We start from the raw sequence: 24,437 nt of genomic DNA on the forward strand, positions 1-24,437 counted from the left end.
CGCCTTACGTGTTCTTCAACGCGACGCGGAATTCAGCTTCGGTCTTGGCCTTGACCTCGTCGAGCGTGACGCCGTCGGCGAGCTCGATCAGCGCCATGCCGCCGTCGCCGTGCTTGTCGATGGTGAAGACGGCAAGATCCGTGACGACCATGTCGACCACGCGCTCGCCGGTCAGCGGCAGAGTGCACTGCTTCAGCAGCTTCGAGCCGTCCTTGGCCGAATGCTCCATCACCACGACGACGCGCTTGACGCCGGCAACGAGATCCATCGCGCCGCCCATGCCCTTGACCATCTTGCCAGGGATCATCCAGTTGGCGAGATCGCCGTTCTGGGCGACCTGCATGGCGCCGAGGATCGACAGATCCATGTGGCCGCCGCGGATCATGCCGAACGAGTCCGCGCTCGAGAAATACGAGGTCGAGGGCAGCTCGCTGACGGTCTGCTTGCCGGCGTTGATGAGGTCGGCGTCGACTTCGTCCTCATAGGGGAACGGGCCCATGCCGAGCATGCCGTTCTCGCTCTGCAGGCTGACGTCGACCCCCTCGGGGATGAAATTCGAGACCAGCGTCGGGATGCCGATGCCGAGATTGACGTAGTAGCCGTCGCGCAATTCCTTCGCGGCGCGCGCAGCCATCTGTTCACGGGTCCAGGCCATGTGAGTCTCCTGCGCTTAGGCGGCGGTACGCGGGCGGGTGTTGCGGAATTCGATGCGCTTCTTGGCCGTGCCGACCTCGACAATGCGCTTCACGAAGATGCCGGGCGTGTGGATGTGGTCGGGATTGAGTTCACCGGCCGGAACCAGATGCTCGACCTCGGCCACGGTGATCTTGGCAGCGGTCGCCATCATCGGGTTAAAGTTGCGCGCGGTCTTGCGGTAGATCAGGTTGCCGGCAGTGTCGCCCTTCCAGGCGTGCACGATGGCGAGGTCGGCGAACAGGCCGCGCTCCATCAGGTACTTCTCGCCGTCGAACTCCTTCACTTCCTTGCCTTCGGCGATCAGCGTGCCGACGCCGGTCTTGGTGTAGAAGGCCGGGATGCCGGCGCCGCCGGCGCGGATGCGCTCGGCCAGAGTGCCCTGCGGATTGAATTCGAGTTCCAGTTCGCCGGCGAGGAATTGCTGGGCGAACAACTTGTTCTCGCCGACATAGGACGAGATCATCTTCTTGATCTGGCGGGTTTCGAGCAGGCGGGAAAGGCCGATGCCGTCTACGCCGGCATTGTTGGAGACCACCGTCAGGCCCTTGACGCCGGACTCGCGGATCGCGTCCGACAGCTCCTCGGCGATGCCGCAGAGGCCGAAGCCGCCCGACATGATCATCATGTTGTCTTTGAGAATGCCAGAGAGAGCCGACTTGGCGTCGGGATAGACCTTGTTCATGCAAAAAACCTTCGACTGAACCTTGGGCTGGCAGGCGTCGCGCCTTATTGGCGGCGATTATTAGGCGAAATCGTCCGAAGCCGTCAATGATACGGGGTTCTCCACTCCGAGCGCCGGTGGTAGAAGCTGCCCACACCGTGGGCAGACCCGCCCGCGGCCTTGAAAGCGACAAGAAAACCCATCAAGTTGCGGGGGTTGGGAGTGGGCACGCAGGTTTCCCGGCCCGCCCTTCCGGCTCCAACGACCAACCCGACCAGGACATGCCATTGACCATGGCCCAAGGAATAAAGCGCCTCGGGACGCCGATCGCGGCGCTGCTCGGCGTCGCGCTGATCGCCCTGATCGCGACCTCATGGCTCATCAACCGCGACGCGCTGCGCAAGGCCGTGGAGGCGCAGATCCGCGACGTCACCGGGCTCGAGCTCAATGTCGCGGGCAACATCGACATCTCGGTGCTGCCGGCGAGCTACATCTCGTTCCATGACGTCGGCCTGAAGGGCGGCGGCACCAGCGATCCCGCACTCCATGTCGACGTGCTCACCGCCAATCTGCGGCTGCTGCCGCTGCTGCTGCAACGGTTCGAGATCGCCGACCTGACGCTGCTGCGGCCGCGCATCCATGTCAGCCTCAGGCCGGATGGCGAGAGCAACTGGACGCCCTTCATCCAGACTATCGCGCGGACCATGAAGCCGGGCGCCGACAACCAGGTCTCGTTCTCCGAGATCCGGATCCAGGACGGCGTGCTCAATTACGAGGATGCCGCCACCCACGCCACCGAGAAGTTCGAGGACATCGACCTGTCGCTGGCCTGGCCCTCGATCTCGCGTTCCTTCGCCGCGACCGGACAGTTCGACTGGCGCGGCGAGCGCGTCGACGGCTCGATCAGCTTTTCCGATTTCGTCGCCGCCCTCTCCGGCGACCGCTCGGGCCTGAAGGCGCGGATCGCCAGCACCCCGCTCAAGCTCGCCTTCGACGGCAGCGTCGCCAACCGCACCAGCCCGATGATGGAGGGCACGCTCACCATCGACAGTCCGTCCTTGCGCAACGCGCTGCGCTGGACCGGCCAGCCGCAGCCCGGCAGCGGCGGCTTCGGCCGCTTCGCGCTGAAGGCGCGCGCCAACGTCGTGGGCGCCTCGATCGCGCTCACCAACGTCAATGTCGAGCTCGACGGCAACACCGCCGAGGGCGTCATGACCTACGCCAACAACGGAAGGCAGACGCTGCAGGCGACGCTCGCCGCCGACGCGCTCGACTTCACGCCCTATATCTCCACCTTCCGCCTGCTCGCGAGCGGCGCGCGCGACTGGAACAGGCAGCTGTTCGACCTCAACGGCCTCTCGACCACCGACCTCGACATGCGCCTGTCGGCGGCCAGGCTGACGGTCGGCGCATCGAGGCTCGGCCGTACCGCGATCGGCGCCAATTTGCGCAACGGCACGCTGGCGCTTTCGGTCGGCGAGGCCCAAGTCTATGGCGGCATCGCCAAGGGCTCGTTCGGGATCGCGCGCTCCGACACCGTCGCCGACGTCAAGGCGCAATTCCAGTTCACCGATGTCGACCTCCAGGCCTGTGCCTCCGAGCTGTTCGGCCTCAACAAGCTGTCCGGCCGCGGCAACATCAACGTCTCCCTCGTCGCCTCCGGCTCGAGCCCGTTCGGCCTCGTGCAGTCGCTCGACGGCACCGCCACCGTGACCGGGCATGACGGCGCGATCGCCGGCATCAACGCCGAGCAGCTTCTGAAGCGGCTGGAGCGGCGGCCGCTGTCGGGCGGCGGCAATTTCCGCAACGGCTCGACGCCTTACGACAACCTCACCATCGCGTTGAAATTCGCCGACGGTGTCGCGACCGCCGAGGACATCCGCATCGAGGGACCTTCGGCGAAGATCACGATGACCGGCACCGCGTCGGTGCCGACGCGCGAATACGACATGAAGGGCGTCGCGAGCCTCAACACGGCCTCGGGCTTCCAATTGCCCTTCGTGGTGCAGGGGCCCTGGGACGATCCCCTGATCTTCCCCGATTCGGAAGTCCTGATCCGCCGCTCGCCCTTCGCCGCGCCGCTGCTCAAGGGCAAGGACGACAAGAGCGGCGACACGGTGCGCTCGGTCATCGAGAAGATCACCGGCGTCAAGCGCCCCGCGCCCGCGGACTCGCCGACGGCCGAGAACACCAAAGAGAACGCGAAATCCAATTGAGGACGGATCGGCCGGCATCGGCCGACCGGCTGCGAATTGATCCGGCCGAATTGATGCGGCGATTGGATCGATGCACGCATTAAGCATCTCATCCCGTCCGCGACCCCACGACCTAGGTCTGACAAGATGCCGCTAGATCGGCTCACCGCCATGCGCTAGTGTTTTATACGACCGGTTAAAAACTCCGGCCGTTTGAGGGAGAAAAACGTGAGATCCAAGGTTATTGGCGCAGTGTCACTGGCGGTCGCTGCGGCTGGGCTGTTTGCCGCCACTGCACCCGCCTTTGCGCAGCAGAAGACGATTACGGTCTGGTGGGGCAAGGGCTTCTACCGCTCCGAAGACGACGCGCTGATCGAGACGATCAAGAAATTCGAAGCCAAGACCGGCATCAAGGTCGAATTGTCGCAATACGCGATCCAGGACATGATTCCGAAGACGGTCGCCGCGCTCGATGCCGGCACCGTGCCAGATGTCGCCTATTCCGATTCCTATGACGTGCAGGCGCAGGGCAAGTGGGCCTATGAGGGCAAGCTCGAGGACCTCACCGACGTCATGGAGCCGATCAAGGACCGGTTCGTGCAGAACACGCTGGACGCCTCGATCCTGTACAACGACGTCACCAAGAAGAAGGCCTATTACGGCTTCCCGCTGAAGCAGCAGAGCATGCACGTCCAGATCTGGAACGACATGCTGGAGAAGGCCGGCTTCAAGGTGAGCGACATCCCGAACGACTGGTCGGGCTATTGGACGTTTTGGTGCGACAAGGTGCAGCCGGCGATCCGCAAGGCCACCGGCCAGCGAATCTATGCCGTCGGCCAGCCGATGGGCGTGGAATCCACCGACGCGTTCCAGTCATTCTACACCTTCATGGACGCCTACCACGTCAAGCTCGTCGATAACGACGGCAAGCTCCTCGTCGACGATCCCCAGGTGCGCGAGAACCTGATCAAGGCGATGAAGGACTACACCGACACCTACATCAAGGGTTGCACCCCGCCCTCCTCGACCACCTGGAAGGACCCGGACAACAACGTCGCCTTCCACAACAAGACCATCGTGATGACCCACAACTTCACGATCTCGATCGCCGCGAAGTGGTACGAGGATTCGCAGAACCAGGCTCTGACCCAGGAGCAGCGCGACGCCGGCAAGAAGGCCTATGAGCAGGACATCATCACGGCGTCCTTCCCGAAGGCGCCGGATGGTTCGACCATCCGCTACCGCTCCGACGTCAAGACCGGACTGATCTTCACCGCGGCCAAGAACAAGCCCGAGGCCAAGCAGTTCATCAGCTTCCTGCTCCAGGAAGAGAACGTCCGTCCCTACATCGAGGGCGCACTCGGCCGCTGGTTCCCGGTGACGAAAGAAAGCCAGGAAAGCCCGTTCTGGCAGGCTGACAAGCACCGCAAGGCTGTCTACGCGCAGTTCAAGGGCGGCACCGCGGCGTTCGACTTCACCAAGAACTGGAAGTTCACCATTCTCAACAACGAGAACGTGTGGGCCAAGGCGATGAACCGTGTGGTCAGCGAGAAGGTCCCGGTCGACAAGGCCGTGGACGAGCTGATCGCCCGCATCAAGCAGGTCGCAGGTTAAGTCGTGCTACCCTCTCCCCGCTTTGCGGGGAGAGGTGTAAGAACAACACCGGCCGCGTTTCGCGGCCGGCTTCTCCTTGAAGAGTCCTAAAGAATGGCGATCACGCTCTCTGGCGATCAGGCACTCCCCGGCCCGCCCCTGTCGTCGCGGCTGACCCCGGCGCAGGTCTGGGGCATCATTCTGCTCGCGCCCTATCTGCTGGTTTTCCTCGCCTTCGTCGTCTACCCCGTCTGCTACGGGCTATGGCTGGCGCGCGCTCCGGCGAACTATGTCGCTCTCGCCAACGATCCGATCTTTGCGCGTGCCGCGGTCAACACGCTGATCTTCCTGGTCATCGGCATCAACATCAAGATGCTGATCGCGCTGTTCCTGTCCGGCTTCTTCGCCATGCAGCGCACCTGGATCAAATGGCTCTCGGTGATCTTCATCCTGCCCTGGGCGGTGCCGTCGATCCCGACCATCCTGTCGGTGCGCTTCATGCTCAACCCCGAATGGGGCGTGATCAACCACCTCATCTTCTCCTTCACCGGCGATGACGGCCCGAACTGGCTGAACGACCCGACCGTGGCGCTGAGCATGGCGATCGGCGTGCACATCTGGAAATCGCTGCCGTTCTGGACGCTGATCCTGATCACCGGACGCCTTGCGATCTCGCACGACCTGTTCGAGGCCGCCGAGGTCGACGGCGCGAGCTGGTGGCAGAAATTCCGCTACATCACCTGGCCGTCGATGCAGACGCTCTACGTCACCTGCACGCTGCTCTCGATGATCTGGACGCTCGGCGATTTCAACAGCGTCTATCTGCTCACCGGCGGCGGTCCGGCCGACCTCACGCATGTGCTGGCGACGCTCGGTATCCGCTATCTCCGGCTCGACCAGCTCTCGCTCGCGATGGCCTCCATCGTCTGCGCGATGCCGTTCGTCCTGCCGCTCGTGTACTTCATGATGAAACGGTTGTCGCGATGAAGCTTCCCTCTCTCCGTGACGTCGCGACGGAAGCGCGGCTGCTGCTGATCGGCATTCCCGTCTTCCTGTGGACGATGATCCCGATCTACCACATGTTCCTGTTCGCGATCTCTCCGAAGGAGGACGCGTTCTCGGGCAAGCTGTGGCCGGACCACCCGACGCTGCACAACTTCGAGATCGTGTTCAAGCAGCAGCATTACTTCCTGCGCGACTTCTACGTGCAGTTCTGGAATTCGACGCTGATCGCAGCCGCGGTCGGCGTGCTGACGCTGTTCATCGCGACCGCCGCGGCGTTCTCGATCTCGCGGCTGAAGGTGCCGGGCGGGCGCATGGTGCTGAACCTCGCGCTGTTCACCTATTTCATCCCCGCGGCGTTCCTCGCCGTGCCGATGTACCGCACCATGGGCAATTACGGCCTGCTCAACAATCACTGGTCGCTGATCCTGGCGATGGTGACGATCGCCAGCCCCTACGCGATCTGGGTGCTCAAGCAGGCTTCCGACAAGTTGCCGGTCGAGCTGGATGAGGCCGCGGTGATGGACGGCGCCACCACGCTGCAGATCTTCCGCCTGGTGTACCTGCCGCTGATGATGCCCTCGCTGGTCGCGATCGGCACCTATGCGGTGCTGCTGGCCTGGAACGAATATCTCTACGCGTTCCTGCTGCTCTCGAACGACCGCCAGATCACCCTTCCCGTGGCGCTCGGCAACTTCCTCGCCGCCGACGACTCGCCCTGGGAGCTGTTGATGACCACCGGCTTCATCTACGCGCTGCCGCCCGCCGCGGTCTATTACGCCTTCCGCCGCTACATGGTGGGCGGACTCACCGCGGGCGCGGTGAAGTCCTGAATGTCGGACGTGCACTTCCCGCGGTGCGCCCGTAGAAGGGCGGCCGCGGGGAGATGCTCTCATCCCGCCTTGCGCACCGTCTGCAGAAACTCCGCGACGTCCTTCTTGAGCGCGCGGGCCTGATCCTGCAATGCCGACGCGGCCGTGAGCGCGGCTTCGGCGCCGGCATCGGTCTCACCCGCCACGGTGCGGACGGCGCCGACCTGGTCGGTCACGGCAGTCGTGCCGTTCGCCGCCTGCTCGACATTGCGGGCGATCTCGCTGGTTGCCGCACCCTGTTCCTCGACGGCGGAGGCAATCGTCGTCGCGATCTCCGTCATCTCGGCGATGGTTCTGCCGATCTGGCCGATCGCAGCGACCGACTGTCCGGTCGAGTTCTGAATCTCGGCGACGAGCCCTGCGATCTCCTCGGTGGCGCGCGCGGTCTGGGTTGCGAGGCTCTTCACCTCGTTGGCGACCACGGCAAAGCCCTTGCCGGCGTCGCCGGCCCGCGCCGACTCGATCGTCGCATTGAGCGCCAGGAGGTTGGTCTGGCTCGCGATCGCCTGGATCAGCTGCACCACCGTACCAATCCGCTCGGCGGAATCCGACAGCGCGCGCATCAGCGCCTCGGTCCGCGAGGCCTCTTCCTTGGCCTGGTCCGACACCGATACGGAGCGCGCGACCTGGCTCGAAATCTCCTTGATCGAGGCGGCGAGTTGATGCGTCGCGGCCGCAACGGTCTGCACGTTCGAGGATGCCTGGGCCGATGTCGCGGCGACCTGCTCGGCCAGCGAGCGGCCCCGCTCGGCGACGCGGGCGAGGCTCGCGGCGCTCTGCCCCATCTCCTCGGCACGGCAGGAGACGCCGCCAATGACGCCCTCCATGCCGCTATCGAAGCGATCGGCAAGCTGCGCCATCATCGCCGCACGCTCCGTCTCTGCTGCGGCACGCTGCGCGGCAGACTCCTGCTCCATGCGTCGTACGGTCTGCGCGTTCTGGCGGAACACTTCAACAGCGCCAGCCATGTGACCAATTTCGTCACCGCGCCCGCCGCCGGGGATCACCTCATCGAGCTCGCCCGCCGCGAGGCTCTGCATGCGCATGGTCATCTGGCCGATGGGCCGCGACACGCTGCGTCCGATCAACCAGGCCAGCAATGCGCCCAGCACGAGCGCGGACGCTGCGACCGTGAACACGAGATTGCGGGTTTGATCGACCGATCCAGCCGTCAACCGGCTCTGCTCGGTGCGCGTCGCACCCAGAGCCCGGCTGATCTCTGCGGCCTTGGCGTCGATCGCGCTGCTGGATTTGACCAGATCGGCCTGGGCCTTGCGCAGCTCGCCCATCGCGGCAGACAGCTCCGTCAACGTCGCCGATTGGTCGGTGAGCACCTTCTTCAGGGCCGCGATCAGATTCTTCAGTCGCGGCGCCTCGACGTTGGCGATCTCCGCCTCGCTATCGGCTACCGCGGCCAGCACATAGCCAATCGTCAGCCCGGCATCGTCGGCATCGACCTGAGCCTGGGTGATGGTGTAGCGCAGCACCGAGACCCGCATTGCATCCACCGTGCCGGCCAGACGCAGGGGCTGGAGCAGACGGTCGGGCTGGTTGGCAAGCGCGACATTGATCGCGCCGACATCGAGACCAGCCGTGGCACCGAGCGCCTCGCTCTTGGCGCTTGCGTTGCGCAAACGGTCGACAGCGCCCGCGACTGCCGTGAAGGATTTTCGATAGGTCCCGAGCGCCTCCACCAGCGCGGCGCGGCCGGCGGCAATCGCCGGCAGGCGGCCGAACTGCTGATCGACCTGATCAAAGGTCTGGCCAAAGCCGTCGATCGCCTTGATGGCGCTGTCGCGATCGCCGAGATTGCGTGTGCGGACGAATTTCTCGACGGTGACGTTCGCCGTGAGCAGCGCAGCGTGCACGCGCGCCATGCCGGCATCGCCGTCGGCGCTGGTCACGAGCTCTCCGACAGTGCTGCCAATCTCGGACAGCCGCATGACGGCGAGCAGCGCCAGCACGCAGAGGAAACCCAGCACCAGCGCGAAGCCGCCGAAGATGCGCGGGCGGATGCCGATGCGTGACAGGATCAATGACAGGTTCATGATGTTTCCCGCGCGATTACGGCGTCGCCCGGATCCGGGCGAGCAGATCCTTGCCGAAGCGCTTCTCGAACTCGGGCTCGAGAGGCTTCACGGCATCGATGAAGGGCTGGCGGTCGACCTTTTCGATGATCTCCATGCCGCCCTTGCGAAGCTCCTCGATTTTCTTCGTCTCCTCCGCGACGCCACTCTTCCAGGTCGCCTCCGCGCCGGCCTTTGCCGCGGCGATGATCGCGGCCTGGTCCGCGGGCGTGAGAGTCTGGAACGCATCGCGATTGGCAACGAAAGCAATGGGAGCGAAGAAATGCCCCGTCAGGCTGGCATATTTCTGCACCTCCTCGAGATGGCTGGCAGCAATCGTCGCGACCGGGTTCTCCTGCCCGTCGATACGGCCGTCCTTCAGTGCGGAATACACCAGCGTGAATTCCATCGGCACGACCTCGGCGCCCAGCGCCTTGAAGGTCATCTGATAGACCTCGTTCGGGAGCACGCGGATCTTCAGGCCCTTGAGATCCGCGGGTGTCTGTATCGGCCGCTTCGAATTGGTGACGTTGCGAAAGCCCTGCTTGCCGATCGCGAGCAGCACCAATCCCTTGTCGGCAAAATGCTTGGCGAACAGCGCGCCGACCGGCCCGTCAGCGACCGCCTTGGCCTGCGCCGCATCGCGGAACAGGAACGGCACGTCGAACACGCCGAACTCCGGCACGGCCGAGCTGACCACCGAGCCGGACAGCGTCGCCATGTCGACCACGCCACTGCGCATGGCGGCCAGGATCGCCGTCTCGCTGCCCATCGCGTTGCCGGCGCGTGCATCGAGGATGATGCGGCCCTGTGCGGTCTCGGCGAGCCTGCGGCGGAATTCGTCGGAGCCGATCTGCTGCGGCGACTGCGGCGAACCGTTGTACACCAGCGACACCATCTGCGTCGCAGCAGCCGACGGCCGAACAGTGAGACAGAGTAACGCCAGAACAATGCTGGCCACACCAATATAAAGCCGCTTCATCGCCCTCTTCCCCAAGCGAGGCGACAATAGCCAGATAAGCTATATGAATTGTTAACTATGTCAGGTGGTGCCTGAGCACCATATATATGATGAGTTTTACGCCTACAGCGGCGCTGCGCTCTCGCCCTTCGAGCTCGACAGTTTCGAGGCGAGCGAGGCGATCACGATCACCACCGCGATCAGGCCGATCACCAGCGTGCAGATCGCGTTGATCTCCGGCTTCACACCGAGCCGCACCTCCGAATAGATCCGGATCGGCAGCGTCGCCGAGCCGGGGCCGGTGGTGAAGCTGGCGATCACGAGATCGTCGAGCGAGAGCGTGAAAGCCAGCATCCAGCCCGCGACTATCGCGGGCGCGATCAGCGGCAGGGTGACGGACACGAACGCGCGGACCGGATTGCAGCCGAGATCCATCGCCGCCTCCTCCAGCGAGCGGTCGAGCGAGCCGAGACGGGACTGCACCACCACCGCGACGAAGCACATGGTCAGCGTGGTGTGGGCGATCGTCACCGTCCAGAAGCCGCGCTCGGCGTTGAGCGCCACGAACAGCAGCAGCAGCGACAGTCCCGTGATCACCTCCGGCATCACCAGCGGCGCATAGAGCATGCCGGAGAACAGCGTGCGGCCGCGGAACCGCTCGCCGCGCGAGAGCGCGACGGCCGCGAGCGTGCCGAGCAGCGTCGCAATGGTCGCGGAGGCGACCGCGACCCGCAGGCTCATCCAGGCCGCCTCGATCATGGCGCGGTCGTTGAGGAACTCGCGGTACCAGCGCAGCGACCAGCCGCCCCACACCGTCACCAGCCGCGAGGCGTTGAAGGAATAGATGACGAGGATGAGGATCGGCAGATAAAGGAACGCCAGTCCCAGCGCGAGCGAGGCGATATTGAAGCGGGACAGGCGGGAGATCTTGTGCATCGCCTCAGCGCCCCTGTTCCAGCTGCCGCTTCTGCAGCCGTTCGTACAGCAGCAGAGGTAGCAACAGCACGACGAGCAGCACGATCGCAGCCGCGGAGGCGACCGGCCAGTCCTTGTTGGTGAAGAACTCGAGCCACAGCGTCTGGCCGATCATCAGCGAATTGGAGCCGGCCAGCAGGTCCGGGATCACGAACTCGCCGACGATCGGGATGAAGCAGAGTAGCACGCCGGCGCCGACGCCGGGCAGCGACAGCGGAAAGGTGACGAGCCAGAACACCTGCCAGGGCGGCGCGCCGAGATCGGAGGCCGCCTCTTCCAGCGCCGGCTCCATCTTGGCGAGCGTGGCGTAGAGCGGCAGGATCATGAACGGCAGATAGGAATAGACGATGCCGATATACATCGCGCCGTCGGTGGAGAGCCACACCACCGGCTGGCTGACCAGATGCAGCGCCAGCAGGATCTGGTTGAGCAGACCGTCATGCTGGAGGATATTGATCCAGGCATAGATGCGGATCAGGAACGAGGTCCAGAACGGCACGATCACCAGCACCATCGCCACCGCCTGCCAGCGCTTCGGCAAGCGCGCCATGCCATAGGCGATGGGATAGCCGATCAGCAGCAGCAGCGCGGTCGCCGCGACGGCGACGGTGAGGCTGCGCACATAGGCGAACACGTAGATGTCGTCGGAGCCGAGCAGCCTGAAATTATCGATCGACAGCGCGCCAAAGGCGGACTTCAGCGCTTCCCATCCCGCGGTCAGGTCGAACACCGGCTCGTAAGGCGGCTGCGCGATCGCGGTCTGCGACAGGCTGATCTTCAGCACGAAGGCGAACGGCACCAGGAAGAACAGCACCATCCAGACATAGGGCGCGATGGCGGCGAAGCGCGCAGGCCTTGCGAAGATGCGGCGCGCGCTCATGACGGCAGCACCACGCAATCATCAGGCGTGAACCAGGCGACGACATGCTGGTTCAGGCTGAAGGCGTCAACGTCGATGCGCGCGCTGTTGGCGACGGAGGCCTCAATCATCCCGCCCGTGTCGAGCTTCACCTTGTAGGTGGTGGTACCGCCGAGATAGCAGATGTCGGCGATCACGCCGTCGAGGGTGTTGATCGCGGTTTCACGACCAGCCTCGCTCACGGGCGCACGCCGCGACAGCTTGACCTTCTCGGGGCGGATCGCGACCGCAAATCTTCCCGCGCCGACCGGTTCGCGCGGCTCGGCCACCACCAGCGGACCCGCATCGCGCGTGCCGATGACCAGACGATGACCGTCGCGCAATTTGGTCTCGCCGTCGAACAGGTTGATGTCGCCGACGAACTCAGCGATCCAGCGCGAGCGCGGCGCCTCGTAGAGTTCGCGGGGACGCGCGACCTGGGCGAGCTTGCCTGATTTCATCACGCCGATCCGGCTCGCCATCGTCATGGCCTCCTCCTGGTCGTGGGTGACGATGATGAAGGTCATGCCGAGCCGGCGCTGCAGCTCCATCAGTTCGCCTTGCGTGCTCTCGCGCAGCTTCTTGTCGAGGGCTGCGAGCGGCTCGTCGAGCAGCAGGAGTTGCGGCCGGCGCGCCAATGCACGCGCCAGCGCCACACGCTGGCGCTGGCCGCCGGAGAGCTGGTCCGGCTTGCGCTTCTCCAGGCCTTCGAGCTTCACCAGCGCGACCATCTCGGCAACGCGGGTGGCGATCTCGGCACGCGCCATGCCGGCGCGCTTCAGGCCGAAGGCGATGTTGTCACGCACGGAGAGGTGCGGGAACAGGGCGTAGTTCTGGAACATCATGTTGATCGGACGCTCATGCGGCAGCGCCTGCGCGATGTCCTTGCCGCCGAGCAAAATGCGTCCCTCGTCCGGCGACTCGAAGCCGGCGAGCATGCGCAAGAGCGTGGTCTTGCCGCAACCGGAGGGCCCGAGCAGCGCAAAGAACTCGCCGGCCTTGATGTCCAGCGAGACGCCGTCCACCGCCCGGAACGTCCCAAAGGTCTTCGCGACGTTCTCGATGCGCAATAGCGGCTGGCCCGCAGGAAGCGCATCTCCGCCGGCCGCCGCCGCGGCGCCTGTTCTGGGCAACTCGTCCGTCATGGTCCCTGCCAACCCCGATTCCGCCGCACGCTAGCGGCCGATCGGCCTTTGCTCAACCGGTTCGGGGCGGGTCGTCCCAAATTGGCCTTCATAACGGATGTCAAAAGACCATGACCAAATTACTCAATGAGGCCTTCGAGGTCGCGCGCCGTCTACCCGCAGAAGTGCAGGATGGCATCGCTGTGGTCGTGCTTCAGCTTGCCGGCGTGGAAGCGGCCCCTCCCGTCATCCTGTCGGATGATGAGAGGACAGCAATCGCCGCATCCAAGGAGGCGGCGGCACGAGGCGAATTCGCGACCGAAGCTCAGATCCGAGCGACTTGGCGTAGATCCCTTTAGCTCACCCCGCCATGAACGCCGCCAGCGCATCGCGGTCGGCGGCCGGCATCGTCAGGCCAAGCTTGGAACGGCGCCAGAGGATATCCTCCGGAAAGCGCGCCCATTCGTGGGCCATCAAATAGCGCACCTCGGCGCCGGTCAGTTCGGGTCCGAACGCGGGGCCCAGTTCTTCGCGGGTCTTCACTTCGCCCAGCACCGCGGACAAACGCGAGCCGTAGGCCGCGACCAGGCGCTGGGCCTGCGGCTCGGTGAGAAAGCGCCAGTGATCGCGGGCGAGGTCGACTTCGGTGTCGAAGCGATCCCAGGCGAATTCGCCGCCGGGCAGCGCTGCACCCGCCGTCCAGGGGCGCGACATCGGATAGAACGGCGTCAGGCGCGTCACCGCGCGCTCGGCGCGCAGGCGCGAGGTGGTGACGTCGCCGCCGAACATCGTGATCAGCGGCGCCTTGCGCCGGCGTGCGTGGAACAGCGTCGTGCCGTCGCGCCCGCGCGCGGACGCCAGCGTCAGGTTGACACCGGAGACCGTGCGGACCACGTCGGTCGGGGCGACGCGCTCGCGGAAATAGCGGCTCGCCGCCTCGCAGAGATAGCTGACGTCGGCTCCCGGCATCGCCACGATGGCGGGATCGCCGGTGAACGCATGCGTGACCGTGCCGATCAGCGTGAACTCGCGCTCGAAGGGCTGTGCGAAGATCAGCCGTCCATCGCTGTTCTGGAAGACGTAGACATTGTCGGACTCGAATAGCCGGGGCACGATGATCTGGCTCATCTGCGTGGCCGCCATCGCAGGCTGCGGCTGCCGCAGCACGGTGTCCGCGACCAGCGGGGTCCAGGCGCCGGTGGTGTTGGCGAGCGCACGCGACGTGATGGTGCGGCGATGGCCGCGATCGACCACCGCGAGCCGCCAGGTGTCGGTCCTGTCGGCCCGCACGCAGCGCGCCCCGGTGCGGATCGCGGCGCCGCGTTCGGCTGCGTCCAGCGCCGTGAGCACCACCAGGCGGGAATCGTCGACCACGCAGTCCGAATATTCGAACGCCATGCCGAACGGGCGCTTCAGCGCGTTACCGACAGGATGATGCGTGATGTCGAGGGTCACTGACGGCGGCAGGCCGCCTCGCTTCGTTAGGCCGTCATAAACATAAAGGCCGGCTCGCAGCAACCAGGGCGGCCGTTCCTCGGAATGGGCGGGGATGACGAAACGCATCGGCCGGACCAGATGCGGGGCGATTGCGAGCCAGATCCGCCGCTCAGCGAGCGCCCGGCGCACCCGCCAAAAACCGCGGCGCTCCAGCACCGACAGATCGCCATGAATCAGCCGCGGCGTCGCCGACGAGGCCGCGCCGCCGAGATCGCCCTGTTCCAGCAGAATGACACGCAGGCCGCGGCCGGCCGCATCGCGGGCGAGACTGACACCGTTCAGGCCGCCGCCGATGATCGCAAGGTCGTAATCCGCCATGAAGCCGTCAGATGAGAGGATAGGCTCTCATCACTAGAGCCATTTCCGTTCCGATGAAATCGGAACGGGGCTCTAGATTTTTGCTTTTTACGCGTTTTCCTGACGCGAACCGGCGGCCACTTCGCTCGAAAACGCACTAGCCGGTCTTGAGCGCAAGCTCCATGGTCTCGGCGCGGCCGACGAGGCCGGCATATTTGCCGATCGGCAGCGGCTTGCCGAGCAGATAGCCCTGCACGCCGTCGCAGCCTTCCTTGGCGAGGAAGGCGAGCTGCTCGACGGTTTCGACGCCCTCGGCAATGATCGACATTTCGAGGCCGTGGCCGAGATCGATCACGGCGCGGACGATCGCGGCCGATTGCGGATTGCGGCCGAGATTGATGATGAAGGCGCGGTCGATCTTGATCTTGTCGAACGGGAACGCCTGGAGATAGCTCAGCGAGGAATAGCCGCTGCCGAAATCGTCCATGGAGATGCGCACGCCGAGCGCCTTCAGCCGGCGCAGCAGCGCCAGGCCGCGATCAAAATCCTCGATCAGCACGCCCTCGGTGATTTCGAGCTCGAGCCGGCCGGGCGCGAGGCCCGTCTCGATCAGGATCGAATGGACGAGCCCGACCACGTCGCCGTGCATGAACTGCGCCGGCGACAGGTTGACCGCGACCTGGAGCGGATTCGGCCAGGACGCCGCCTCACGGCAGGCCTCACGCAGGATCCACTCGCCCATCTCGACGATCAGGCCGCTCTCCTCCGCGATCGGGATGAATTCGGCCGGCGAGACCTGGCCACGCACCGGATGCTGCCAGCGCGCCAGCGCTTCGAAGCCGATGATGTCGCTTTCGGCGACGCTGTGACGCGCGACGCCCTGCGGCTGGAAGGCGAGCGAGAGCTCGCCGTTCTTGATCGCCATCGACAGGTCCTGGTGCAGCACGCGGCGGTCGCGGATCTGCTGGTCCATCTCCGGCTGGTAGAGGCTGATCGTGCCGCGCGACTTCTGCTTGGCGCGGAACAGCGCCGCACCGGCGTTGGCGAGCAGCGAGGCGGCGTCAGCGCCATTGTGCGGGAAGATCGACATGCCGGTGGTGACGCCGGCGCGGACCGGCCGGCCGTCGATCTGGAATTCCTGCGCGACGGCCTCGCCGATCTGCCGCGCCAGCGAAAGCCCCGCCTCCGGCTGCTTGCCGTCGATGATGAGGCCGAACTCGTCGCCGGACAGGCGCGCCACCACGCCGCCGCGTGCGGAATCCTGGAGCCGCTGGGCCACCTCGATCAGCAGCTTGTCGCCGAGCGCATGGCCGAAGACGTCGTTGACCTCCTTGAGGCCGTCGAGATCGACGCAGAGGACGGCGAACTCCTCACCGGTGCCTTCGCAGGCCTCGATCATCTGGGTCAGCGCCTGGAGGAAGGCGGCGCGGTTCGGCAAGTCCGTCAGGCCGTCGTGATAGGCCATGTGCGCCATGCGCGACTCGGTCTGCCGGCGGTCGGTGACGTCCTCGTGGGTCTTGATCAGATATTGCGGCTCGCCGGCATCGCTCAGCACGGTGGCGCGGCGGGTCAGGAACAGCCGCAGGCCGTCCTTGGTGGAGATCGGATGCTCTTCCGTGATCATGCCACGCTTCTTGATCGCGGCCTCGTCGCGCGCGATGATCAGCTTGGCTTCCTTGGCATTGAAGATGTCGGACGCCGTCAGGCCCGTGGCTTCCTCGCGCCTGCGGTTGAGGATCGTCTCGGCGCTGCGGTTGGCGAGCAGATAGCGGCCGTCCTTGACCTGTTCGACGATCAGCGCCACCGGGATGTTGTCGACCACGAGCTCCAAGAACTTCTTCGTGCTCTCCAGCTCCTGCGACAGCGAGCGGCGGTCGGTGATGTCCTCGAACACCAGCATCAGGAATTCGGGCTTGTTGCTCTCGTTGCGGACCACGATCCGGATCGAGGCCACCATGCGGCGCTCGCCGCCGCGCTCGACCTCGAACTCGTTGCGATATTGGCCGTCCGGCGCCAGCAGTGCGGTCCGGTCGGTCGCCTCGATGCTCGCGGCCGATTTCGGCGCGAACAGCTCGCGCGCGTTCTTGCCGACGACGTGGTCGCGCGAAAAGCCCCAGAAGCGCTCATAGGCGCTGTTGGCGAAGATGTAGCGGCCGTCCTCGATGTTCTTGGCCGCGACGCAGGCCGGCACGTTGTCCAGCACCGTTTCCAGGAACTGCTTGGTGGAGGCGAGCTGCCGCGACAGCTTGCGCTGCTCGCTGACGTCGAGATGGGTCGCCACCGACCCGCCGTTCGGCAGGATGAAATATTTGACCAGGATGGCCCGGCCGTCAGGCAGCTCGGTGACCAGGCCGTTGGGGCTCGCCGCCTTTTCATAGAACTCGTCGTCGGAGGCGCCGCCAAGCACGCCGCGTTTGCGGCGCAGCTCGAGGAGCTCGTAGCCGTTCATGTCGGCCCAGAGATCCGACCGCGAGAGGCCGTAGATCTCGAGATAGCGGTCGTTGCAGAAGATGATGCGCCGCTGCGCATCGGTCATCACCACGCCCTGGTTGAGATTGTTCATGGCGGAGGAGACGAAGGCATTGCGCCGCAACTGCAGGCGCCTGGTCCGCCGCAGCGAGGAATGGATCCACAGCACAATCGCGGCGAGGAACGCGCAGATCGCGATGCCCGCGATCAGGGCCTCCCACACCACGTTGGGATCGAGCTGGCCGAGATAGCTCGGCGGGGCGAAGCTGTCCGAAAGGGCATAGGCGCGCGCGGGCGCCACCGCGCCGGCCAGGCACACGACGGCCTGCACAGCAATCGGAAGCGTGCTGCCCTCGTGCCAGTTCTTCTCAGCCATCAGCCACCCGCGATTTCAACGTCGGATTGTCTGGCCTCGCGCGTTTGGATCGGGTAAACGCCTGTACGCGCAACAGAAAAATGTGACGTGAAATACGGCAATTGCCCTGACATGATAAATGCTTCCTTAATGGAAAACGGCCCCGCGCCGTCGCAGCCGGGTTTGGTGCCACCAGCGCTTCCAGCGGATATGCTGCACAACCATGGATAGGGTCGACTGTGTCGTCATCGGAGCCGGCGTGGTCGGTCTCGCGGTGGCTCGAAAGTTCGCCCAGGCCGGGCGCGAGGTCATCGTGCTGGAGGCAGCCGAGGCGATCGGCACCGTCACCTCCTCCCGCAACAGCGAGGTGATCCATGCCGGCATCTACTACCGCGCCGGCAGCTGGATGGCGCGCATGTGCGTCAGCGGCAAGCACGCGCTCTACCGCTACTGCATCGAGCGCGGCATCCCGCACAAGAATTGCGGCAAGCTGATCGTCGCGACCAGCCCGAAAGAGACCGAGAAGCTGCAATCGATCAAGGCGCATGCCGAGGCCAATGGCGTGCTCGACATGCAGCTGCTGTCAGGCGAAGCGGCACGCGCGCTGGAGCCGGCGCTGGCCTGCGACGCTGCGCTGCTGTCGCCGTCGACCGGCATCATCGACAGCCACGCCTACATGCTGTCCCTGCGCGGCGAGGCCGAGGAATCCGGCGCGGCCTTCGCGTTTCACACGCCGCTGCTCCGCGCCAAGGCGGCCGGCGGCGTGATCGAGATCGACGCCGGCGGCGAAGCGCCGATGACCTTGCAGTGCGGCCTGCTCGTCAATGCCGCGGGGCTCTCGGCAACCATGGTGGCACGCCACATCGACGGCATGCCGATCGACCGGATTCCGCCGGCCTATCTCGCCAAGGGAAACTATTTCAGCTGCAACGCCAGGGCGCCGTTCTCACGCCTGATCTATCCGGTGCCCGAGCCTGGCGGACTAGGCGTGCATCTGACGCTGGACATGGCAGGGCAGGCGCGTTTCGGTCCCGACGTCGAGTGGATCGAGACGATCAATTACGAGGTCGATCCGTCACGCGCCGAGCGCTTCTATCCGGCGATCCGCAAATACTGGCCGACGCTGCCTGACGGCGCGCTGATGCCGAGCTATTCGGGCATCCGTCCGAAGATCGTGCCGCCCGCGGTCGCCACGCAGGATTTTCTGATGCAGGGTCCGCGCGATCACGGCGTCGAAGGCCTGATCAATCTGTTCGGCATCGAATCGCCGGGACTGACCTCGTCGCTCGCGATCGCCGATCACGTCGCCGAGCTCGCAGGACTCTAAGCACCGCGCAAACATCCTCGCGCGGTTTCGCACCTTCCAGCAGGGACGAGCGCAACAACTCTCATCCCTGCGTGAAGGGTGCGGTCAAACTCTACACTGTTACGGGGGTTACTAGTGGAGCGTATCGCCTTGCTTCAGACGCTCGATCTGGTCCTTGACCATCAACTTCCGGCGCTTCAACTCAACAATTTGCAGGTCGTCTGTTGAAAGGTGCACGAGAGCTTCGTGCAATTCGTTTTCGAGAAGTTTGTGCTTCCGCTCCAATTCAACAAGATGTGCCTGAATTGTCATTCGAAACCTCCTCGGTAGGGTTGAACCTCAGGATTCGATCCGGACGCGCAAGTCTACATCACCGATTCGTTCTGTCGATAAGTATCCGCCGAGCCAGCTTCATTTTTGAAAATTCATATGTAACGATCGGTGAGTAAGGAACCGCGCTGGAAAAATCCATGATATCAATGCGCTTGCGCAGCGCTGCCGCGAATCGCCTGAAATATCTCGCGGGAGATCGGTGAGCAGCGGCCCGAGATCGCTTGCGATCACGCCGCGCAAGGACGATAATTTCCACAGGGCATCCACAGCCTTAATCTCAAGCCCATCGGTTTTCGGCCACCGCAGACATGACCAATGAAGACGAGCGTGAGCTCGAAGCCGAGCTCACCCGGTTGCAGCAGGAACACCGAGATCTCGATGCGGCGATCGATGCACTGCATCAATCGCCCGCCCCCGACCTGTTGCGGTTGCAGCGGTTGAAAAAACGCAAGCTGTTGTTGCGCGACCGCATCGCGTTCATCGAAGACCAGATCACGCCCGACATCATCGCCTGACCCGCGCCTGCGTTTCGCGGCGGCCTTCCGCGCCTCTGAATCCGCTTGACTCCAAAAGAACAAAATAGGAACATTCAAACACCCTACGCCCCCAGGAAACGCCCAAGGACTCCGCAAGGAGACTACACGAGGACAACGCAGATGTCGGCAACCGCCCTTCTCGACAACAACCACTATGAACAGGCCTGCGATCAGGCAATCGCGATGTGCGACGGCAATCTGCGCAGCACCATCAAGGCGCTGATCATGGCCAATGAATATCTCGAAGCCGAGCTCGAGGAATTGCAGGCAGCGATTGCGGCCGGCTGCATTCCAGAGACCTCACGCAGCAAGATGCGGAGCAACAGCGCCGCTTGACTTTCATTCCCGGAGCAACGCCATGTCGGACGTGACCTACTACGTTGCAATGCCCTTCCTGATCGATGCCGACGGATCGCCGGTCGCAGGCACCGCGGAGGAATGCCAGAGCTCGACGGCCGCGTTGCGGCGCGCCGAGATCATGGCGCACGTTGCAGGCCATATCGGCGCGGTCGCGTTCAGTCGCAGCGGCGATCCCATGACCGGCGAATTCGGCGACGCCACGCTATTGCGCAAATTCGGCAACGTGCCGGAAGATCTCGCGACGCTGTAGAGTCAGCTGCCCACAAGCCTGATGCGCGGCTCGTGCCGCCGGCGCGCCTTGCGCACATACATGGCCGCATCGGCCTCCTCCAGGGCGCGGCCTGCATCGGACTGTGCTCCGAGCAATGCAACGCCGGCGGATGCGCCGGCGGTCACGCCCTGGCCGCGAAAGCTGAAGGACAATTCGTCGATCGCTTGCTCCAGGGCCGCGGCTTTGGCCTGGGCATCGGTCTCGCTGAGATTCCAGAGCAGCAACGCGAACTCGTCGCCACCGAGCCGGCCAACCACATCAGAGGCGCGGACCTGCCGCGTCAGCGTGGCCGCGATCGCCTTGAGCACCTCGTCGCCGGCCGCATGGCCGAAGGAATCATTGATCGGCTTCAGGCGGTCGACATCGAGCACGATCAGCGCGCCGCTGGCGCGATAGCGCTTCATGTAGGCGATGGCGCGCACCAGCTCGCGCTCGAAACTGCGCCGGTTCGGAATCTCGAGCAGGAAATCGGTATCGGCAGCGGCTTCGAGTTCCGCAACCCGCAGCAAGGCCGCCTTCAGCTTGCCCCGCAGGTCGCGGATAGTTTTTGCGTTCTCCGTCGCGCCGCCGTCAGACGCTCCGCGCCGCGCCGGCTTGGCAGAATGCCTGGCGGCGCGCTTGGGAGCGGCCTTGGATCGGCTGGCACTGGTCTTGGGGCCCCTTTTGGCCTTCGCAGCACGCGCCCTTTTTGGTTTCTTCATGGGCATCCTGCTCAATGAAGGCTTGCGGGGATTCACCAAGACAGGATAGTGCATTCCCTTCTCCTTGCCACCGCCTTGCGAGCCGCCGGCCGGAACCATTAATCTGGCCTATCTTTCTGTTTTCCGAGCACAATTGACGTCATGACCGCGCCGATCGCCATCATCATGGGAAGCCAGTCGGACTGGGAGACGATGCGGCACGCCGCCGACACGCTCGCAGCGCTCGGCATTGCCGCCGACACCCGCATCGTCTCGGCGCACCGCACCCCCGACCGGCTGTTTGCCTTCGCCAAGGGCGCCAAGGCGGCCGGCCACAAGGTCATCATCGCCGGCGCCGGCGGCGCGGCCCACCTGCCCGGCATGGCCGCGGCGTTGACGGAACTGCCGGTGTTCGGCGTTCCCGTCGAATCCAGGACGCTCAAGGGCATCGATTCGCTCTATTCGATCGTGCAGATGCCCGCAGGCATCCCGGTCGGCACACTCGCCATCGGCAAGGCCGGCGCGATCAACGCGGCGCTGCTTGCCGCTTCCGTGCTGGCATTGTCCGACCCGGCTCTGTCGGATCGCCTCGCCGCCTGGCGCAAGGCGCAGACCGAGGCGGTTGCCGAGCGCCCGGAGGACAAGGCGTGACTGACGCAAAGCAGGTGAAGCTGAAGCCCGGCGACACCATCGGAATCCTCGGCGGCGGACAATTGGGGCGGATGCTGGCCATGGCCGCCGCGCGGCTTGGCCTGCGCTGCCAGATATTCTCGCCCGATCCGGATTCGCCGGCCTTCGACGTGGTGCTGAACGCGACCTGCGCCGAATATGCCGACGTCGAGGCGCTGGAGTTGTTCGCGGGCGACGTCGACGTCATCACCTATGAATTCGAGAACGTGCCGTCCGCGGCTGCAATGGTGCTGAACGCGCGCCGCCCGGTGCTGCCGAACCGCAAGATCCTCGAGACCACGCAGGACCGGCTCGCCGAGAAGGATTTCGTGACCAAGCTCGGCATCGGCACCGCGGCCTATGCCGACGTCACCTCGGTGGCCTCGCTGCGCGAGGCGATCCTGAGGATTGGCCTGCCGGCGGTGCTGAAGACCCGCCGCTTCGGCTATGACGGCAAGGGCCAGGCCATCATCCGCGAGGGCGACGACATCGCCAAGGTGTGGACCAGCCTCGCCACCAAATCGGCGATCCTGGAAGCCTTCGTGCCCTATGAGCGCGAGATTTCCGTGATCGCCGCGCGCTCGGCCACCGGCGAGGTCGAGTGCTTCGACGTCACCGAGAACGAGCACCGCGACCACATCCTGAAGATTTCGCGCGCGCCTGCGCCGATCCCGGATACGCTCGCCGAGGAAGCGCGCAGCATTGCCGGCAAGATCGCAACCGCGCTCGACTATGTCGGCGTGCTGGCGGTGGAGATGTTCGTGCTCGCCAACGGCACCGGACCGAAGGTGCTGGTCAACGAGGTCGCCCCGCGCGTGCACAATTCCGGGCACTGGACGCTCGACGGCGCCTCAGTCTCGCAGTTCGAGCAGCACATCCGCGCCATCGCCGGCTGGCCGCTCGGCAAGCCCGTGCGTCACGGCGAGGTCGTCACCATGACCAATCTGATCGGCGACGAGATCCACGATTACGAGAAGTGGCTGAGCGTGCCGGGTGCGACCGTGCACGTCTACGGCAAGGGCGCGCCGCGCCCGGGCCGCAAGATGGGCCATGTCACCGAAGTCAGGCCGCCGAAGTTCAAGTAACGGGACCGCAGCGAATGCTGCGATCCCGCCTGTCGGCTAGGCCGTCTTCACGCCGGCGACGACGCCGGCGGGCTCCTCGCTGAGCCAGCGATAGATCACTCCGCCCAGCGCGCCGCCGATCAGCGGTGCGACCCAGAACAGCCAGAGCTGCGCCAGCGCCCAGCCGCCGACGAATAGCGCCGGGCCCGTGCTGCGCGCCGGGTTCACCGAGGTGTTGGTGACGGGGATGCTGACGAGATGGATCATCACCAGCGCAAGCCCGATCGCGAGCGGCGCAAAGCCCGCGGGCGCGCGGCCATGCGTTGAGCCCATGATGACGAACAGGAACATCATCGTCATCACCACCTCTGTGATGAAGCACGCGACCATGCTGTACTGGCCGGGCGAATGCGCGTCATAGCCGTTCGAGGCGAATCCCTTGGTAATGTCGAAACCGGGGGCGCCGCTTGCGATCACATAGAGCAGCTCGGCGGCGACGATCGCACCGCAGACCTGTGCGATCACGTAAGGCAGGATCTGGCCCGCCGGAAAGCGCCCGCCGGCGGCAAGCCCGATGGTGACGGCCGGATTGAGGTGGCAGCCCGAGATGTGGCCGATCGCATAGGCCATGGTGACGACGCTCAAGCCGAACGCCAGGGAGACACCGACGAGGCCGATGCCGACCTGGGGGAACCCGGCCGCGATCACGGCGCTGCCGCAGCCGGCGAATGTGAGCCAGAATGTGCCGATGGCCTCGGCGGCGTATTTCTTCATATCCATGTGGCGTCTCCCCTGATTGCAAGATCTCCGGATCAACTTCCGGAAAGCGGCCCGTCCTGGGCGCCAAATCACCCCAAAATAGGGCCGCATAGGGCATTTTCGCCGCATTTAATGGCTGAACTTGGCCCGAAAACCCGCTTGGCCGGTGGACATCAGGGGTTTTGTCTGATACATCCGCGCCCTCAGGTTAAGGGCTTGTGCGTTTTGCCATCCCCTTTGACTTACCAGAATTCAAATCCGATCCACTGAAGAGGATGCCGCGTGCAGGTTCTCGTTCGCGATAACAATGTCGATCAAGCCCTCAAGGCGCTGAAGAAGAAGATGCAGCGCGAGGGTATTTTCCGCGAGATGAAGCTCCGCGGTCATTACGAGAAGCCCTCCGAGAAGAAGGCCCGCGAAAAGGCCGAAGCCGTGCGCCGTGCGCGCAAGCTGGCCCGCAAGAAGCTGCAGCGCGAAGGCCTGCTGCCGATGAAGCCGAAGCCGGTGTTCGGCGCCGGTCCCGGCGGTGAGCGTGGCGGCCGCGGCGGCCCGGGTGCTGGTCCGCGCGGACCGCGCTGATTTGCCGAACTTGTAAGATCTCAGTTTTCGATGACGCGGGCCCCTGGCCCGCGTTATTGTTTTGTGAGCGGTGCCTTGCTGGGACAGGGCACTACCGATGCGGCACTGACGCGCGACGAGATCCGGATGAATCGTCATCGCGCTTTGGATTGTTGTTCGAGCATGATCCGGAAGAGCGCTGCGCACTCTTCCGGATCATGCTCTAGCGCGAGCGAACGG

Annotated in this window: 24 protein-coding genes; 12 read left to right on the forward strand and 12 right to left on the reverse strand. The window is 64.8% G+C overall.

Going from position 1 to position 24,437, the window contains the following annotated elements; translation table 11 throughout:
- Positions 1–4 precede the first annotated feature (4 nt).
- Together QA642_RS42300 and QA642_RS42305 are read right to left on the reverse strand one after the other, a co-directional pair.
- Positions 5–655: a CoA transferase subunit B gene (locus QA642_RS42300; RefSeq protein WP_283082096.1), complete on the reverse strand. Its 651-nt coding sequence runs from the start codon at positions 653–655 to the stop codon at positions 5–7.
- A gap of 15 nt (positions 656–670) precedes the next feature.
- On the reverse strand, positions 671–1,378 hold the full coding sequence (locus QA642_RS42305) for a CoA transferase subunit A (RefSeq protein WP_018317833.1): 708 nt from the start codon (positions 1,376–1,378) through the stop codon (positions 671–673).
- 272 nt (positions 1,379–1,650) lie between these two features.
- Here QA642_RS42305 and QA642_RS42310 point away from each other — a divergent pair, with 272 nt between their 5' ends.
- The 4 genes from QA642_RS42310 (at position 1,651) to QA642_RS42325 (ending at position 6,980) form a co-directional block, all read left to right on the forward strand.
- On the forward strand, positions 1,651–3,573 hold the full coding sequence (locus tag QA642_RS42310) for an AsmA family protein (protein WP_283082097.1): 1,923 nt from the start codon (positions 1,651–1,653) through the stop codon (positions 3,571–3,573).
- Between the two features lie 207 nt (positions 3,574–3,780).
- Positions 3,781–5,166, forward strand: coding sequence for an ABC transporter substrate-binding protein (locus QA642_RS42315; RefSeq protein WP_283082098.1), 1,386 nt, complete (start codon positions 3,781–3,783; stop codon positions 5,164–5,166).
- Positions 5,167–5,259: 93 nt separating this feature from the next.
- The gene (locus tag QA642_RS42320) at positions 5,260–6,132 is read left to right on the forward strand and encodes a sugar ABC transporter permease (RefSeq protein WP_283082099.1); all 873 of its coding nucleotides are present in this window, start codon (positions 5,260–5,262) and stop codon (positions 6,130–6,132) included.
- Complete coding sequence (locus QA642_RS42325) at positions 6,129–6,980, forward strand: carbohydrate ABC transporter permease (RefSeq protein WP_145680376.1); 852 nt, start codon at positions 6,129–6,131, stop codon at positions 6,978–6,980. Before QA642_RS42320 ends, QA642_RS42325 begins: the two co-directional genes overlap by 4 nt.
- 59 nt (positions 6,981–7,039) lie before the next feature.
- Here the strand turns inward: QA642_RS42325 and QA642_RS42330 are convergent, their stop codons facing one another.
- The 5 genes from QA642_RS42330 to QA642_RS42350 form a co-directional block, all read right to left on the reverse strand.
- A complete protein-coding gene (locus tag QA642_RS42330) occupies positions 7,040–9,067 on the reverse strand; it encodes a methyl-accepting chemotaxis protein (protein WP_283082100.1) in 2,028 nt (675 codons plus the stop codon).
- Between the two features lie 16 nt (positions 9,068–9,083).
- Positions 9,084–10,067, reverse strand: coding sequence for a TRAP transporter substrate-binding protein (locus tag QA642_RS42335; RefSeq protein WP_283082101.1), 984 nt, complete (start codon positions 10,065–10,067; stop codon positions 9,084–9,086).
- A 102-nt stretch (positions 10,068–10,169) separates the two neighbouring features.
- Positions 10,170–10,982: an ABC transporter permease subunit gene (locus QA642_RS42340; protein ID WP_283082102.1), complete on the reverse strand. Its 813-nt coding sequence runs from the start codon at positions 10,980–10,982 to the stop codon at positions 10,170–10,172.
- Positions 10,983–10,986: 4 nt separating this feature from the next.
- Entirely contained in the window at positions 10,987–11,901 is a 915-nt protein-coding gene (locus QA642_RS42345; RefSeq protein WP_283082103.1) for an ABC transporter permease, read from the reverse strand.
- Positions 11,898–13,064 (reverse strand): ABC transporter ATP-binding protein, encoded by a 1,167-nt coding sequence (locus QA642_RS42350; protein ID WP_283082104.1) that lies wholly within the window; start codon positions 13,062–13,064, stop codon positions 11,898–11,900. The genes QA642_RS42345 and QA642_RS42350 overlap by 4 nt, the downstream gene beginning before the upstream one ends.
- A 110-nt stretch (positions 13,065–13,174) precedes the next feature.
- On the opposite strand from QA642_RS42350, the gene QA642_RS42355 reads away from it, so the two are divergent.
- Positions 13,175–13,402 carry a hypothetical protein gene (locus QA642_RS42355; RefSeq protein ID WP_283082105.1) on the forward strand — a complete coding sequence of 76 codons (228 nt, stop codon included), beginning with the start codon at positions 13,175–13,177 and terminating at the stop codon, positions 13,400–13,402.
- Between the two features lies 1 nt (position 13,403).
- On the opposite strand, the gene QA642_RS42360 is transcribed toward QA642_RS42355, so the two are convergent.
- On the reverse strand, positions 13,404–14,858 hold the full coding sequence (locus QA642_RS42360) for a glycerol-3-phosphate dehydrogenase (RefSeq protein WP_283082106.1): 1,455 nt from the start codon (positions 14,856–14,858) through the stop codon (positions 13,404–13,406).
- A 136-nt stretch (positions 14,859–14,994) separates the two neighbouring features.
- On the reverse strand, positions 14,995–17,682 hold the full coding sequence (locus QA642_RS42365; RefSeq protein ID WP_283082107.1) for an EAL domain-containing protein: 2,688 nt from the start codon (positions 17,680–17,682) through the stop codon (positions 14,995–14,997).
- A gap of 202 nt (positions 17,683–17,884) precedes the next feature.
- On the opposite strand from QA642_RS42365, the gene QA642_RS42370 reads away from it, so the two are divergent.
- Complete coding sequence (locus QA642_RS42370) at positions 17,885–18,988, forward strand: NAD(P)/FAD-dependent oxidoreductase (RefSeq protein WP_283082108.1); 1,104 nt, start codon at positions 17,885–17,887, stop codon at positions 18,986–18,988.
- Positions 18,989–19,099: 111 nt separating this feature from the next.
- Here QA642_RS42370 and QA642_RS42375 read toward each other — a convergent pair whose 3' ends face one another.
- Positions 19,100–19,279 (reverse strand): DUF465 domain-containing protein, encoded by a 180-nt coding sequence (locus QA642_RS42375; protein ID WP_025034152.1) that lies wholly within the window; start codon positions 19,277–19,279, stop codon positions 19,100–19,102.
- A gap of 329 nt (positions 19,280–19,608) precedes the next feature.
- On the opposite strand from QA642_RS42375, the gene QA642_RS42380 reads away from it, so the two are divergent.
- From QA642_RS42380 to QA642_RS42390, 3 genes are all read left to right on the forward strand, one after another.
- A complete protein-coding gene (locus tag QA642_RS42380) occupies positions 19,609–19,815 on the forward strand; it encodes a DUF465 domain-containing protein (RefSeq protein WP_008546179.1) in 207 nt (68 codons plus the stop codon).
- Between the two features lie 141 nt (positions 19,816–19,956).
- Positions 19,957–20,172, forward strand: a complete 216-nt coding sequence (locus QA642_RS42385; RefSeq protein WP_283082109.1) for a hypothetical protein — start codon at positions 19,957–19,959, stop codon at positions 20,170–20,172.
- Between the two features lie 22 nt (positions 20,173–20,194).
- Positions 20,195–20,446, forward strand: a complete 252-nt coding sequence (locus QA642_RS42390; RefSeq protein WP_027561025.1) for a hypothetical protein — start codon at positions 20,195–20,197, stop codon at positions 20,444–20,446.
- A 2-nt stretch (positions 20,447–20,448) separates the two neighbouring features.
- On the opposite strand, the gene QA642_RS42395 is transcribed toward QA642_RS42390, so the two are convergent.
- On the reverse strand, positions 20,449–21,168 hold the full coding sequence (locus QA642_RS42395) for a GGDEF domain-containing protein (RefSeq protein ID WP_283082110.1): 720 nt from the start codon (positions 21,166–21,168) through the stop codon (positions 20,449–20,451).
- Positions 21,169–21,309: 141 nt separating this feature from the next.
- On the opposite strand from QA642_RS42395, the gene purE reads away from it, so the two are divergent.
- Together purE and QA642_RS42405 are read left to right on the forward strand one after the other, a co-directional pair.
- Positions 21,310–21,798 carry a 5-(carboxyamino)imidazole ribonucleotide mutase gene (purE, locus tag QA642_RS42400; protein ID WP_027561027.1) on the forward strand — a complete coding sequence of 163 codons (489 nt, stop codon included), beginning with the start codon at positions 21,310–21,312 and terminating at the stop codon, positions 21,796–21,798.
- Entirely contained in the window at positions 21,795–22,901 is a 1,107-nt protein-coding gene (locus tag QA642_RS42405; RefSeq protein WP_283082111.1) for a 5-(carboxyamino)imidazole ribonucleotide synthase, read from the forward strand. The genes purE and QA642_RS42405 overlap by 4 nt, the downstream gene beginning before the upstream one ends.
- 36 nt (positions 22,902–22,937) lie before the next feature.
- Here QA642_RS42405 and aqpZ read toward each other — a convergent pair whose 3' ends face one another.
- Positions 22,938–23,660: an aquaporin Z gene (aqpZ, locus tag QA642_RS42410; RefSeq protein ID WP_283082112.1), complete on the reverse strand. Its 723-nt coding sequence runs from the start codon at positions 23,658–23,660 to the stop codon at positions 22,938–22,940.
- A 261-nt stretch (positions 23,661–23,921) separates the two neighbouring features.
- Between aqpZ and rpsU the strand changes: the two genes are divergently transcribed.
- Entirely contained in the window at positions 23,922–24,218 is a 297-nt protein-coding gene (gene rpsU, locus QA642_RS42415) for a 30S ribosomal protein S21 (protein ID WP_027545547.1), read from the forward strand.
- The last annotated feature ends 219 nt before the right edge of the window (positions 24,219–24,437 follow it).

The sequence above is a fragment of the Bradyrhizobium sp. CB2312 genome, assembly GCF_029714425.1.
Classification (GTDB): domain Bacteria; phylum Pseudomonadota; class Alphaproteobacteria; order Rhizobiales; family Xanthobacteraceae; genus Bradyrhizobium.